General features: G+C 70.6%; 14 protein-coding genes and 1 pseudogene. 11 read left to right on the top strand and 4 right to left on the bottom strand.

What is annotated here, in order from left to right; all coding sequences use genetic code 11:
- The first annotated feature begins 62 nt into the window (after positions 1-62).
- Positions 63-1,403, top strand: a complete 1,341-nt coding sequence (locus ASD79_RS14975) for a hypothetical protein (RefSeq protein WP_056722976.1) — start codon at positions 63-65, stop codon at positions 1,401-1,403.
- A 58-nt stretch (positions 1,404-1,461) separates the two neighbouring features.
- On the opposite strand, the pseudogene ASD79_RS25165 reads toward ASD79_RS14975, so the two are convergent.
- A pseudogene (locus ASD79_RS25165) lies at positions 1,462-1,562 on the bottom strand (hypothetical protein); the annotation flags it as partial.
- A 140-nt stretch (positions 1,563-1,702) separates the two neighbouring features.
- Here ASD79_RS25165 and ccmI point away from each other — a divergent pair.
- The 9 genes from ccmI to ASD79_RS14930 all read left to right on the top strand — a co-directional run bounded on the left by ccmI (position 1,703) and on the right by ASD79_RS14930 (position 10,332).
- Complete coding sequence (ccmI, locus tag ASD79_RS14970) at positions 1,703-2,875, top strand: c-type cytochrome biogenesis protein CcmI (protein WP_056722973.1); 1,173 nt, start codon at positions 1,703-1,705, stop codon at positions 2,873-2,875.
- Complete coding sequence (gene ccmE, locus ASD79_RS14965) at positions 2,872-3,372, top strand: cytochrome c maturation protein CcmE (RefSeq protein ID WP_056722972.1); 501 nt, start codon at positions 2,872-2,874, stop codon at positions 3,370-3,372. Before ccmI ends, ccmE begins: the two co-directional genes overlap by 4 nt.
- Positions 3,369-5,345 carry a heme lyase CcmF/NrfE family subunit gene (locus tag ASD79_RS14960; RefSeq protein WP_056722971.1) on the top strand — a complete coding sequence of 659 codons (1,977 nt, stop codon included), beginning with the start codon at positions 3,369-3,371 and terminating at the stop codon, positions 5,343-5,345. Before ccmE ends, ASD79_RS14960 begins: the two co-directional genes overlap by 4 nt.
- On the top strand, positions 5,342-5,806 hold the full coding sequence (locus ASD79_RS14955; RefSeq protein WP_056722969.1) for a cytochrome c-type biogenesis protein: 465 nt from the start codon (positions 5,342-5,344) through the stop codon (positions 5,804-5,806). Before ASD79_RS14960 ends, ASD79_RS14955 begins: the two co-directional genes overlap by 4 nt.
- A 144-nt stretch (positions 5,807-5,950) precedes the next feature.
- Positions 5,951-7,528, top strand: coding sequence for a trypsin-like peptidase domain-containing protein (locus ASD79_RS14950; RefSeq protein ID WP_056722967.1), 1,578 nt, complete (start codon positions 5,951-5,953; stop codon positions 7,526-7,528).
- Between the two features lie 154 nt (positions 7,529-7,682).
- Positions 7,683-8,354, top strand: a complete 672-nt coding sequence (locus tag ASD79_RS14945) for a response regulator transcription factor (RefSeq protein WP_056722965.1) — start codon at positions 7,683-7,685, stop codon at positions 8,352-8,354.
- 42 nt (positions 8,355-8,396) lie between these two features.
- Positions 8,397-8,609 (top strand): hypothetical protein, encoded by a 213-nt coding sequence (locus ASD79_RS14940; protein WP_056722963.1) that lies wholly within the window; start codon positions 8,397-8,399, stop codon positions 8,607-8,609.
- A 7-nt stretch (positions 8,610-8,616) separates the two neighbouring features.
- The gene (locus ASD79_RS14935; protein WP_056722962.1) at positions 8,617-8,922 is read left to right on the top strand and encodes a type II toxin-antitoxin system RelE/ParE family toxin; all 306 of its coding nucleotides are present in this window, start codon (positions 8,617-8,619) and stop codon (positions 8,920-8,922) included.
- A gap of 3 nt (positions 8,923-8,925) precedes the next feature.
- Positions 8,926-10,332, top strand: a complete 1,407-nt coding sequence (locus ASD79_RS14930; RefSeq protein ID WP_056722961.1) for a HAMP domain-containing sensor histidine kinase — start codon at positions 8,926-8,928, stop codon at positions 10,330-10,332.
- Position 10,333: 1 nt separating this feature from the next.
- Here ASD79_RS14930 and ASD79_RS14925 read toward each other — a convergent pair whose 3' ends face one another.
- The 3 genes from ASD79_RS14925 to ASD79_RS14915 all read right to left on the bottom strand — a co-directional run bounded on the left by ASD79_RS14925 (position 10,334) and on the right by ASD79_RS14915 (position 12,265).
- The gene (locus tag ASD79_RS14925; protein ID WP_056722960.1) at positions 10,334-10,891 is read right to left on the bottom strand and encodes a hypothetical protein; all 558 of its coding nucleotides are present in this window, start codon (positions 10,889-10,891) and stop codon (positions 10,334-10,336) included.
- A gap of 116 nt (positions 10,892-11,007) precedes the next feature.
- Positions 11,008-11,907 carry a M56 family metallopeptidase gene (locus ASD79_RS14920; protein ID WP_056722959.1) on the bottom strand — a complete coding sequence of 300 codons (900 nt, stop codon included), beginning with the start codon at positions 11,905-11,907 and terminating at the stop codon, positions 11,008-11,010.
- Positions 11,897-12,265, bottom strand: coding sequence for a BlaI/MecI/CopY family transcriptional regulator (locus ASD79_RS14915; protein WP_056722957.1), 369 nt, complete (start codon positions 12,263-12,265; stop codon positions 11,897-11,899). Before ASD79_RS14915 ends, ASD79_RS14920 begins: the two co-directional genes overlap by 11 nt.
- A 160-nt stretch (positions 12,266-12,425) precedes the next feature.
- Between ASD79_RS14915 and ASD79_RS14910 the strand changes: the two genes are divergently transcribed.
- Complete coding sequence (locus ASD79_RS14910; RefSeq protein WP_056722950.1) at positions 12,426-13,568, top strand: low specificity L-threonine aldolase; 1,143 nt, start codon at positions 12,426-12,428, stop codon at positions 13,566-13,568.
- The last annotated feature ends 148 nt before the right edge of the window (positions 13,569-13,716 follow it).

The following is a 13,716-nucleotide window of genomic DNA, read 5'->3' as shown; positions in this document are numbered from 1 at the left end:
GTCTTAACCTCGTTGGCAACATGGTTGACGCGGCCCGTCTTGGGCTGGTCCAGCGGGGGGTTATGGCCGGGATCGCCGCCGACAAGTTGCTGATGGTCCGGAAGCTGGTGGAAACCTCTCCCGACGCCGCGCTGCGCAGCCTGGAGCTCGCCCTGTCCGGCCCGGCCGGCGGGCAGGGCGCCCTGGCGGCGGTGCGTCGGCTGGTCGAGGACGAGACCGCCGCCCGCTACGTCCGCAACAGCGTCCTGGCCCCGATCGCGCCGCTGTGCGCCGTCCGCGACACCGAACAGACCTCTTTCCCGCCCCGCGTCCTGTCCCTGTTGTGGGAGGCCCTGCGGACCGTGGCTCCGCGCCAGGTCGAGGAGGCCGCGGCGCGCTGCAATCCATGGGACCTGGAACAGGGGCCGCCCGACGTCTTCAATGCGCTATGCAAGGTCGCCGCCCAGGGCGTGCGCGCCCAGGCGGTCCCCGCCTTCGTGGCCCTGGACCAGATCTGCGACATCGACGAGCTGGCCTCGTGCCTGGAACTGTCGGCCATCGTCCGTTCGGCCCTGCCCAAGCTGTCGGAATGGGTCAGCCGGATGAGCGAGGAGCGGGCCTCGTCGGCCCGCCTGGCCTATAACGACGCCTGCGACATCCGCTCCGACGCCGGGCCTCTGCTGTTCGAGATGCTGGCCGCGCACCTGCCCGACGACTGGCGTATCCTGCGGGTGATCTCGGCGGTCATGGACCGGCCGGGGGACCGCTTCTGGGCCTCGTCCGAGGTCAGCGTGTTCGGCGAGCGGGTGCTGGCCGACATCGAGAAGAACATCGACCGGGTGCGCGGCTTCGACGCCGACAAGGGCGAGGCCGAGGGGCGCAGGGCGGCCCTGGCCGCCCAGAAGATGTCGCTGCAGATCACCGAGTTCGAGCAATCGGTGGCCCTGCATCGGGACGGTCCGTGGGGCCGGAGGATCGCCAAGTACAAGCTGGCCATCGCCCAGGCCGTCGAGAGCCGGATGAACCTGGCCGAGAAGGAGCTGCTGGCCACCCTGCCGCTGCGGCCGATCTCGATCCTCGGCGGCAAGAACGGCAAGGGCGTGCCGCTACTGACGTCGGAGCCGGACGCGCGGCTGGCCCGCCGAGTGACCGCCATCCTGGCCTTCGTGGCCGACGTCCGCTCTTGCGCCGCCCACAGCGGCTACGGCGCCAGCCGGGCCAAGGTGCTGGAAAAGCTCAACGGCCGCCTGGACCAGTATATCGAGGACATCCTCTACGTGGTTCGCACCGGCGAGGGCGGCGACCAGGGGATCGCCCAGCGCTATCTCGACCTGGCCGCCGGCTTCATCGCCTACAGCCGCGACGAGAAGACCGCCGAGATCGTCCGCCGCCGCGCCGCCGCGGCGATGGCGGCGGCGGCTTAGGGGCGCGTACACAGTTCCGCGCCCTGAAGCTCTGAGCGGCGTTAAGTTCCCTCCGGTTGTCATCCCGGAAGCCTCGCAGAGGCTGTCCGGGACCCAGGGGCCGGCGCAACGCGGTGGCCCTGGGTCCCGGGTCTTCGCTTCGCTACGCCCGGGATGACAACGGTAGGAGCGCGGACCTTGAGCTTCATCGGTTGGCCAGCGCGTTCAACACGCCGCTCATCCGACCCGGGCCCGGACCCGCCCGCCCTTACGCGCTTTTTTTGCTAACGGCCGTCGCCATTCCCCGGTAACACGCGCGCATGATCGCTTTCTGGATCGCCGCGGCGGGATTGTCGGCCGTCGTCGCCGCCCTGGTGCTGCGCGGCGCCGCGCGCGCGTCCCTTGGCGTGGGCGACGACGCCAGCCTGGCCGTGCACCGGCGACAGCTTTCCGAGATCGACGACCTGGCCGAGCGCGGTCTGCTGGCCGACGCCGAGCTGAAGGCCGCCCGGGCCGAGGCCGGCCGCCGGCTGATCGCCGCCGCCGACCATCAGCAGGCCTGGCCGGTCTCGGGTCCCAAGGCCCGGCCCTTCGTGCTGTTCGCGGCGTTCCTGGCCCCGGTGTGCGCCCTGGCCGCCTATCTGTTCATCGGCGTTCCCGGCCTGGCCGACCAGCCCTACCTCAAGCGCGTGGCCCAGTGGCGCCAGACCCCCCTGTCGCAACTGCGGCCCGAGCAGATCGCGGCCGTGCTGCAGGAGACGGCGCGCGCCAAGCCGAACGACCCGCAACTGTTCCGGCTTCTGGCCCTGACCCGCTTCCAGGCGGGCGACGCGACCGGCGCCGCCCAGGCCTTGCGCCACGCCGTCAGGCTGGCCCCCGATCGGGTCGACCTGTGGGTCGGGCTCGGCGAGGTGCTGGTCGCCGAAGGCCAGGGCGAGGTCGGGACCGACGCCCGCCGCGCCTTCGCCGAGGCCCTGCGCCGCGACCCCGCCAATGTCAGCGCCCGCTACCACCTGGCCAAGGGCCGGATCGCCGACGGCGACCTGGCGGGCGGCCTGGCCGACTGGCGCGCCCTGCTGGCCGCCTTGCCGGCCGACGACCCGCGCCGCGCCGGTTTCGGCGACGAGATCGCCCAGACGGAGGCGCGCGGAAGCCTCGCCCCGACCGGCGCCCCGACTGGCGCCTCATCCGAACAGGCCGCCGCGCCGGCGACGGGCGACCAGCCAGAGGTCGAGACCTTCATCCAGGGCATGGTCGCCAGCCTGGCCGCCAAGCTCGAGGCCAATCCCGACGACGCCGACGGCTGGGTGAAGCTGGTGCGGGCCTACGCCGTGCTCGGCGACTCAGGCCAGCGTGACGCCGCCCTGGCCAAGGCCCAGGCCCGCTTCCACGACCAGCCCAAGGTGCTGGCCGCCCTGCGTCAGGCCGCCCAGACGCCGCGTTCGGCGCAGGTCGCCCCGCCCAGGAGCGCCCCGCCCAGGAGCGCCCCATGAGTTTCCTGCCCAAATCCCGCAAGGCGCGCCGCCGCCTGACCGTGCTGGCGGTCGCCGCCCCGGTCGTCGTCCTGGCCGTGGGCCTGGCCCTGTGGGGCATGCGCGACGCCATCTCGCTGTTCTACACCCCGTCCCAGGCCGCCGCCGCCCACGTGCCGGCCGGGCGCAAGGTGCAGCTGGGCGGCCTGGTCCAGGCGGGCAGCGTGGTCAAGCATCCGGACGGCAAGGTCGAGTTCGTGGTCGCCGACCAGCGCTCCACCAGTCTGGTGCGCTTCCAGGGCGACCTGCCCGACCTGTTCCGCGAGGGCCAGGGCATCGTCGCCGCCGGGGCCTTCGACGAGTCCGGCGCCTTCGTCGCCAAGCAGGTGCTGGCCAAGCACGACGAGCGCTACATGCCGCGCGAAGTGTCCAAGGCGCTGAAGGCGCAGGGCGAATGGCGCGGGGACGGGCAGGCGCCGAGCTACGCCACGCCGTCGACGGGCAAGGCCAAGTCATGATCACCGAATTCGGGGCCTATGCCCTTGTCGTGGCCCTGGTGCTGTCGGTCCTGCAGATGACCCTGTCGGCGGTCGGCGGGGCGCGGCGGATGGCGATCCTGGCCGGGGCCGGGCAGGGCGCGGCCCTGGGGGCGTTCCTGTGCGTGGCCCTGACCTTCCTGGCTCTGGTCCACGCCTTCGTGGTCTCCGACTTCTCGGTGGCCAATGTCGCGGCCAACTCCCACACCGCCAAGCCGATGCTTTACAAGGTGGCCGGGGCCTGGGGCAGCCACGAGGGCTCGATGCTGCTGTGGTGCCTGGTGCTGACCGGCTACGGCGCGGCCATGGCGGTCTACGGCAAGGCCCTGCCGCCGCGCCTGCGGGCCTACGCGGTGGCCACCCAGGGCGCGCTGGGCGTGCTGTTCCTGGCCTATACCGTCTTCGCCTCCAACCCGATGGCCCGGCTGCTGGACGCGCCGGTCGAGGGGGCGTCGCTCAATCCGCTGCTGCAGGACCCGGCGTTGGCCTTCCATCCGCCGTTCCTCTACTGCGGCTATGTCGGCTTTTCGGTGGTGTTCTCGTTCGCCATGGCGGCCCTGATCGAGGGCCGGGTCGACGCGGCCTGGGCCCGCTGGGTGCGACCCTGGACCCTGGCGGCCTGGAGCTTCCTGACCGTCGGCATCACCCTGGGCGCCTTCTGGGCCTACTACGAATTGGGCTGGGGCGGCTGGTGGTTCTGGGACCCGGTCGAGAACGCCAGCTTCATGCCGTGGCTGATCGGCACGGCCCTGCTGCATTCGGCCGTGGTGCTGGAAAAGCGCGGGGCCTTGCCGGGCTGGACGGTGTTCCTGGGCCTGGCGGCCTTCACCTTCTCGATGCTGGGGGCTTTCCTGGTGCGCTCGGGCGTGCTGACCAGCGTCCACGCCTTCGCGGTCGATCCGGCCCGCGGCGTGCTGCTGCTGACCATCATGGGCATCGCCGCCGGGTCGGGCTTCGCTCTGTTCGCCCTGCGCGCCCCCAGCCTGAACGCCGGCGGCCTGTTCGCGCCGGTCAGCCGCGAGAGCGCCATCGTCCTCAACAACATCATCCTGTCGACCGCCACGGCCGTGGTGCTGGTCGGCACCCTGTTCCCGCTGATCCGCGAGGCCGTGGACGGCGAGGCGGTGTCGGTGGGGCCTCCGTTCTTCAACATGACCTTTGTGCCGCTGATGGTGCTGGCCATGGCCGTGTTGCCTGCCGGGCCGCTGCTGGCCTGGAAGCGCGGTGACGCGCGGCTGGTGACGCGACGCCTGTGGCTGGCCCTGGCCTGCGCCGCGATCCTGGGCCTGGTGGCCTTCGCCGTCGTCGCTCCGCGCAGCGCCCTGGCCAGCGCTGGTCTGGCCCTGGGCGTCTGGCTGATGGGCGGCGCGCTGCTGGAACTGGCCGAGCGGGTGAAGGCCTTCCGCGCCCCCTGGGCCGAGGTGCGCCGCCGGACCGTCGGCCTGCCGCGCGGCGCCTGGGGCACGACCCTGGCCCATGCGGGCCTGGGCCTGTTCGTGCTGGGCGCGTCGTTCGAAACCACCTGGCGGGTCGAGGCCGCCCAGGCGCTGGGCGTCGGCGGCCAGCTGAAGCTGGGCGCCTATGAACTGGCCCTGACCGACGTCGGGACGGTCGAGGGCGCCAACTACATCGCCGAGCGCGGCATCGTGAAGATCACCAAGGGCGGCGCCGAGATCTGCACCGCCACGCCCGAGCGCCGCTTCTACCCCACCGGCCGCCAGACCACTTCGGAGGTGGCGATCTGCCCGCGGGTGCTGGACGATCTCTACGTGGTGCTGGGCGAGCGCCGGGCGGGCGCCGACGGCCAGCCGGCCTGGCTGGTGCGGGCCTTCGTCAATCCGTGGGTGCGGCTGATCTTCCTGGGCCCGCTGGTCATGGCCCTGGGCGGGCTGATCTCGCTGTCGGACCGCCGGCTGCGGTTCGGCGTGGCCAAGCGCGCGGAGACGGCGGCGTGAGGCGGCTCCTCGCCATCCTGGCCGCTGTCGCCTGCCTCGCCGGAGCCGCCGCCGACCCGGCCGATCGTCTGCCCGACCCCGCCCAGGAGGCCCGGGCCCGGGCGATCTTCCGCGAGGTCCGCTGTCTGGTCTGCCAGAACGAGTCGATCGACGATTCCGAAGCCGCCCTGGCCGGCGATTTGCGCTCCATCGTGCGCGACCAAGTGAAGCAGGGTCGCGGCGACGCTGAGATCCGCGCCTTCCTGGTCGAGCGCTATGGCGAGTTCGTGCTGCTCAAGCCGCCGTTCTCGCCGGGCAACGCCCTGCTCTGGGCCACGCCTGTTGTCGCCTTGGTTTTAGGCGCCGGACTGATGATCATGCTACTGCGTCGCCGGGCGGCGCCATCGCCCCTGGGCGAGGACCCCGAAGCGTTGTCCCAGGCCGAAGAGGCCCGGCTCCAGGTGCTGTTGAAGGACGAATGACACGATTGCGCCGCGAAGACGCCCCAAGACTATCTTGGGCGTGGCGGAAAGATCAGTCGAAGACCATTGCGCGTTTCGTCAACGCAACTAGGTTCTCAAGCCAAGGACCCGGCGCCGCGCGCCGTGGGTGAGGAAAGACGTAAGATGGCTGCTAGGAAGTCTGGTTTCTTTGTCGGTGCGGTGGCCGGCGCGGGCGTGGCCTGCGCGGCCCTGGCCGGGGTTGGCATGCGTATGGCTCCGGCGGGCGCCGCCGAACCGGCCCAGGTGGTCCGCACCTCGGGCGTTGCGGGCAATCCGGCCCCGATGTTCGCGCCGCCGCCCGGCGCGCCCCTGTCGTTCGCCGACATCTTCGAACAGGTCTCGCCCGCCGTGGTGCAGATCGACGTGACGTCCAAGGCCGCCGCCGCGCCGAAGCTGCGCATCCCGGGCCTGGAAGGCTTCGACATCGTGCCGCGCGGCCAGAAGCCGGGCGACGACGGCGAGGAAGCTCCCGGTCCCAAGCAGCAGTCCTCCGGTTCGGGCTTCTTCATCTCGGCCGACGGCTACCTGGTCACCAACAACCACGTGGTCGCCGACGCCGACGCCGACGGCATCAACGTGGTGCTGAAGGACGGCCGCGAACTGAAGGCCACCATCGTCGGCCGCGACGAGGGCACCGATCTGGCCGTGCTCAAGGTGGTCGATCCCAAGGCCAAGGGCGCTGCGTTCCCGTATGTGAACTTCGAGAACCAGGCCAAGCCGCGGGTCGGCGACTGGGTGATCACCATCGGCAACCCGTTCGGCCTGGGCGGCACCGCCACGGCCGGCATCATCTCGGCCTATAACCGCGACCTGGGCGACAGCTCGTCGACCTTCGTCGACTACATCCAGATCGACGCGCCGATCAACCGGGGCAATTCGGGCGGTCCGTCGTTCGACATTTACGGCCGGGTGATCGGGGTCAACACCGCGATCTTCTCGCCGACCGGCGGCTCGGTGGGCATCGGCTTCGCCATTCCCGCCGACGTGGCCGAGGCCACCGCCAAGGCGCTGATCAGCGGCGGCAAGGTGGTGCGCGGCTATATCGGCGCCCAGATCCAGCCCTTCACCAAGGAAATGGCCGAAGCCCAGGGCCTGGGTGAGGTCAAGGGCGCGATCGTCGCCGACCTGGTGACCGGCGGCCCCGCCCAGAAGGGCGGCCTGATGGCCGAGGACGTGATCACCGCCGTCAACGGCGTCAACATCAAGAGCGGCTCGGAACTGACCCGCGAAGTGGCCAAGGGCCGTCCGGGCGACACCCTGAAGCTGTCGGTCCTGCGCGGCGGCAAGCCCCGCACGGTCGACATCAAGTCGGGTGTCCGTCCGACCGAGAAGGAGCTGGCGGTCGACGGAGACGACACCGACGAGAACGGCGCCGAGGCTCCGGCCAAGCCGCAGGTCCAGAAGTCGGACGCCCTGGGCCTGACCCTGGCCCCGATCGACGACACGGCCCGCCGCACCTACAGCATCGATCCCGCGGTGCGCGGCCTGCTGATCGACGGCGTCAAGGCCAGCTCCGACGCAGGCGAGAAGGGCCTGCGCAAGGGCGACGTCCTGACCAGCATCAACGGCGAGCCCGTCGCCAACGCGGCCCAGGTCGCCTCGGCGGTGGACGCGGCCAAGAAGCTGCAGCGTCCCAGCGTCAACCTGCGGATCATCCGCGCCGGTCGTCCGACGATCGTGCCGCTGAAGATCGCGCCGTAGGGACGGCGTAGGGGAACGACGATACGCGGGGGCTTTCGCCAAGAGGGCTTTCGCGGGGGCGCGGATCACGTCACCATCCGTGCCGTGACGACGAACACGAGGGGGGCGTCATCGATTCGGTGACGCCCCCTTTTCGTGCATCTAGGGGCCTGGAATGCGTATCCTGATCATCGAGGACGACCTGGAAGCCGCCGCGGCCATGAGCCACGGCCTGACCGAGGCGGGCTATGCGTGCGTGCACGCCCCCGACGGCGAGGCCGGCCTGGCCGAAGCCGGCAAGGGCGACTTCGACGTGCTGATCGTCGACCGCATGATGCCCAAGAAGAACGGCGTCGAAGTGGTCGAGACCCTGCGCCGCGAGGGCGACAACACCCCGGTGCTGTTCCTCTCGGCCCTGGGCGAGATCAATGACCGCGTGGTCGGGCTGAAGGCCGGGGCCGACGACTATCTGGTCAAGCCCTACGCCTTCGCCGAGCTGATCGCCCGGGTCGAGGCCCTGTCGCGCCGCCGCGAGACGGGCTCGGTGGCCACGACCCTGAAGGTCGGCGAGCTGGAGATGAACCTGATCAACCGCACGGTCCATCGCCAGGGCAAGGAGATCGATCTCCAGCCCCGCGAGTTCCAGCTGCTGGAGTTCATGATGCGCCACGCCGGCCAGTCGGTGACCCGCACCATGCTGCTGGAGAAGGTGTGGGAGTACCACTTCGACCCGCAGACCAACGTCATCGACGTGCACATCTCGCGGCTGCGTTCGAAGATCGACAAGGGCTTCGAACGGGCCATGCTGCAGACCGTGCGCGGGGCGGGCTACCGGCTCGATCCGTAGCGCTTGGTTTGGTCCTTCGCCGACCCGTGTTAGGCTCTCGGCATGAACAAGCTGACCCAGCCCGTTCCTGAACATGAGGACTTCGGTGCGGAGCCTTCCGAGGCCGAGCTCGAAGCTTGGTTCGAACGCAATCGGGACGCCTTGAAGGGGTCGCTGGATATCGCCCGTCGCCAGCTCGCCGAAGGCCGATCGGACAAGCGCACCATCGCCGAGATCATCGCCGAAGGAACGCGTCGGCATCTCGCCAAGCGATAAGGCTGGGATGACGGGGGCGTTCAATCGGTCTGAGCCAGCCGGCCACGACCTTGACGATATCTTCGCGCGGATCGCGGAAGATAACGGGCTTGGCGTCGCGGTCGCTCAGCTCGAGCGTCTCGAAAAAGCCCTGGACCGGCTCGCGGCGTTTCCTCAATTAGGTCGTGCGCGGCGTGATCTGGGTGAAAATACATTCACTTTGCCGGTTCGGCCGTGGGTGATCATCTACGACTTCGCGGAGGGAGATGTCGAAGTGTTGCGTATCGTCGATGGCCGTCGCGACCTGTCCGCTCTTCTTGACGAGCTTCGCTAGCCCATGCGCCTGCCGCGCCTGATCCGATCGACGCCGTTCCGGCTGACCCTGCTGTTCCTGGCCCTGTTCGCGGCGGCCGCCAGCGCGTTCCTCGGCTACATCTACATCGCCACCGCCGGCGAGGTGAACCGCCGCGCCGACGCCGACATCACCCGTGAGATGGAGAGCCTGGAAGCCGCCTATCGGGTGGGCGGGATCAACGCCCTCAACCAGACCATCGTCGAGCGCGCCACCGGCGAGCGGCCGTTCCTCTATCTGCTGCTCGACAAGGACGGCAAGCGGATCTCCGGCTCGATCGAGGAGTCGCCGATCGACGACTTCCAGGGTCCTGGCCCGACCTGGGAGACCTTCAAGCTCACCGAGACCGACATCGACGGCGCCGAGGTCAAGCGCTCGGCGCGCGGCGTGCAGGAGCGGCTGACCGGCGGCGAGGCGCTGTTCGTCGGGGCCGATGTCCAGGAGTCCGAGGGCTATGTAATGAAGATCGTCCGCGCCCTGCAGGGCGCGGCGGTGCTGGTCATCATCCTGGGCCTGGCCGGCGGGGTGATCGTCAGCCGCAACGTCAGCCGCAGCATGCAGGGCCTGGTCGACCTGGTGAACGCCGTGCGGGCCGGCGACCTGCACGCCCGGGCCAGGCTGCGGGGCACGCGCGACGAATATGACGAGCTCTCCGAGGGGCTCAACGACATGCTCGACCGCATCGAGCGGCTGATGGGTGGCCTGCGTCACGCCGGCGACGCCATCGCCCACGACCTGCGCTCGCCATTGACCCGCCTGCGGGCCCGCATGGAGGTCGCCCTGATCGACGCCGAGAACGGCAAGGGCGATCCGATGGCGGCCCTGGAGACGGCGCTGGTCGACGCCGACGGCGTGCTCAAGACCTTCAACGCCGTGCTGGCCATCGCCCGGCTGCAGGCGGCCGGCGAGGCCCCGGACCAGAGCATCTTCGACTCCAGCGAACTGGCCTCGGACATGGCTGAACTCTATGAGGCCAGCTGCGAGGACAAGGGCCTGGACTTCAAGGCCGAGATCGTCCCGGCCCTGGGCGTGAAGGGCAATCGCGAGTTCATCGCCCAGGCCCTGGCCAACATCCTCGACAACGCCATCAAGTACACCCCGACCGGCGGGGCGATCATGCTGCGCGCCCGGCGCAACTCGGCCGGCGAGCTGGAGTTCTCGGTCACCGACACCGGGCCCGGCGTGCCCGAGGAGGACCGCGGCCGCGTCGTCCAGCGCTTCGTGCGGCTGGAGAACAGCCGCAGCGAGCCGGGGGCGGGGCTGGGCCTGTCCCTGGTCCAGGCCGTGGCCGCCTCGCACGGCGGCCGGCTGGAGCTGGCCGAGGGGCCGGGCGTCTATGACGGCTTCGGCCCCGGACTGCGGGTGGCCCTGGTGTTGCCGCGGGTGGAATAGCTCAGGGCCGCTCCGGCGGCCGGCCATAGACCACGTCGTAGCAGCGCGTCTGACCCAGCTTGGTGGGACAAAATCCGGTCTCCTCGGACCCTTCTCGGATGACCACGTAGCGGTCGCGCTTGCATTGCCACCACTCGTATTCGAAGTCCTCGCCGCCATCCTGCTTGAACACCGGCGCGTCGCCCTGGGCGTAGAACCGGGTCATGCCGGTCAGGCCACCGAAACTGCCCCAGCCGTTGACCAGACCGCAGACCCGGCCGTCGCGCCGCGCCCACACCCGGCCCAGTTCCAAGGCGTGGGGCTGGGCCAGCCGGGCGATCAGCCGCGGCTTGACGCTGGCCCAGCGCACCCGCGCCATCGACCGGGCGGCGACCAGCCGGGCGCCGGAAGCCGGCCGCTTGGGCTCGACCTTCAGTTCGTACTGGATGACATAGACGAGCATCAGCCCGACCCCGAGGACGATCAGGGCCATGACCGCCAGGTCGAAGGTCCGCACCGCCAGCGCCCGTCGTCGGGCCTTGGGGCCGCGCGTCGCGGGCATCCTGAGGACGAAGGTCATGGTCGGGGCCCCGCTCAGCTCCACGCGGAGCGCGGATTACATCTGTAGACCATAAAAGTTACAGATGTAATCCGGTCCGTCAAGGCGCGGACGAGACGTCGCCCCGACGCCTGGTCCTAGCGGTGGATGGTAGGCAGGTTGATGCCGTCGACGGGGGCCTCGGCGCGGAGACGGCCGGGCCAGGTGACCTCGTGGTCCGGCAGGGGGCCACGCGGCGTCACGGTCCAGACGCCGGCGGCGGTGACCAGGGCCAGCAGGGTGATCGCCGCCGCGCCGGCGGTCTGGCGGCGATGGCTGGGCTCGGGCCGGGCCAGCAGCCTGACCCGCAGCAGCAGCGGGTGGGCGGCCCAGAAGCAGGCGAGGGGCGAGCCGTTGCGCACGGTGTGGGCCTGGACCAGCGCCTGGGCGTAGGTGCGGCGCAGTTCGGGACGCAGGCCCAGCACGGTGGCGTCGCAGGCCATCTCCTGGTCGAGCCGGGCGCACAGGGCGCCGACATGGATCAGCGGGTTGCACCAGCCCAGCACCTGGACGCCGGCGATGGCCAGGTTGGCGATCGGGTCGCCGCGCTTGATGTGGGTGCGCTCGTGCAGGTCGATCATCCGCCGCGCCTCGGCGTCGAAGCGGGCGGCGAAGTCGGCGGGCAGCACGATCCGGGGCCAGAAGACGCCCATCACCGCCGGACCCGCGCGGCCGGCCTGGGCCCGCGCCCGGAAGGCGCGTTCCTGCAGCAGGATGGCGGTGGCCAGGGCGACGGCGCCGACCAGCCAGGCGGCCAGCAGGGCGAAGGCGTGCTCCTCGCCCATCAGGGTGGGCGGCAGGCCCGAACCCAGGGTCTCCGACAGGCTCGGGAACACGCAGGCGATCGCCGCCACCGGCACCAGGGCCCACAGCCGGTAGGCCAGGCGGGCGCCGATCAGCCGGCGCACCGGTCCGCGCAGCAACAGCACCAGGACCACGGCCGCCATGGCGGCCAGCTGGGCCCGCAACAGGGTCATCGCCAGGAGTTCAGCCACCATCGTCGAGATCCGCGATCAGCGTCTTCAGTTGCTTGATTTCGTCGGCCGACAGCGCGCGATGCTGGGCGAAATGCGCCACCAGCGGCGTCAGCTGGCCGTCGAATAGCCGGTTGAGCAGGCTCTGGCTCTCGGCCTGCACATAGTCGGCGCGCTGGATGACCGGGGCGTAGCGGGCCCGGCCCTCGATGCGGTCCGAACGGATCGCCTTGCGCTTCAACAGGCGGTTGATCAGCGTCTTGACCGTGGCCTCGCCCCAGCCCTGCGGCTCGGCGACCTGCGCCATGATCTCGTCCACCGTCAGCGGCTGACGGGACCAGAGCGCGTCCATGATGCGGCTCTCGGCCTGGGTGATGTTCATGGCGCCTCGCATCTTCGAACCGCAAGGATTACGCCTGTAACCTGGGCTGTCAAGCGGCGGTTGGACCGCTCGCCGCCGCCGCGATCATGAGCAAGGTTTAACGCGGCGATCCCGCCGACCGATGCTACCCCGTTCGGGCTTTCAGGTCGGGGGATGGGTGATGGATCGTCGGCGCTTTCTGGAGATGTCCGTGGTCGGCGCGGCGTTCGCGCCCCTGGCGGTTCAAGCGCAGACGCAGCCGCCCGCCGCCCCGCCGCCGTTTCCGCCGGCCGACGCGCGCAGCGTCTGGCTGGTCGGCGACTCGGCCCCGCCCAATCCCGTCGCCAACACCCAGCGCCTGCTGGAGCTGCTGCAGGCGCGGCCCAAGATCCGCGAGGCCTATCTGTCCGGCGGCGCGACCGCCGAGCTGGAGGACCGCTTCGCCAAGCGGCTGGGCAAGGAGGACTGCGCCTTCCTGCCGACCGGCACCCTGGCCAACCACCTGGCGGTCCGCGTGCTGGCCGGCGACGCTTCGCGGGTGATCGTCCAGCACGAAAGCCACCTCTATCGCGACGAGAGCGACGCCACCCAGCTGCTGTCGGGCCTCAACCTCGTGCCGCTGGCCGAAGGGCGCGCCGCCCCGACCCTGGCCGAGATCAAGGCGGCGGTCGACGAGGCCGAGAACGGCCCCTATCCGCTGCGGGTCGGGGCGATCTCGCTGGAGAGCCCGGTGCGCCGCGTGAAGGGCGAGATGGTCGACCTGGCCCTGGCCCACGAAATCTCGGCCTACGCCAGAAGCAAGAATGTGAAGATGCACCTGGACGGCGCGCGCCTGCTGATGGCCCCGCCCGGCTACGACGTGGCGGGGACCGCGGCGCTGTTCGATACGGTCTATGTCTCGCTCTACAAATATCTCGACGCGCCGTTCGGGGCGGTGCTGGCCGGCTCGAAGGCCGATATCGCCAAGGTCCGCGACCTGCGCCACCGGTTCGGCGGCACGATCTATCAGGGTTGGGAATGCGCCGTGCCGGCCCTGGCGGCGCTGGACGATTTCGACGCCCGCCATCGCGCCGCCTTCGCCGCCGCCGACCAGCTGTTCGCGGCGCTGAAGGCCCAGGGCCTGGCGACGGTCAAGCCGGCCCCCAACGCCTCCAACATCCGCGAGCTGGTGCTGAGGCCCAAGGTCGCCGAGGGGCTGTTCGACCGCATGCGCGTGGCGGGGGTGCGGATGTTGAAGCCGGAGGCCGGGGTGGTCGAGGTCTATGTCAACGACACGATCACCCGGCGGCCGGTGGAGGAGTATGTGAAGCTGTTCGCGGGGTAGGGGGCAGCGCCGAAGACCCCCTCAGTCGCTCCGCGACAGCTCCCCCAGAGGGGGAGCATCCAGCGCGACCAGCATCCTCCCCCTCTGGGGGAGGTGGCCCGGAGGGCCGGAGGGGCTTTCTTGGCGCGCCCTCGACCTCGCCTCTCCC

The organism is Caulobacter sp. Root655 (assembly GCF_001427665.1).
GTDB lineage: Bacteria > Pseudomonadota > Alphaproteobacteria > Caulobacterales > Caulobacteraceae > Caulobacter.
The sequence above is the reverse complement of the archived record's forward strand: the minus strand, read 5'-3'. Positions and strand labels throughout refer to the sequence as shown.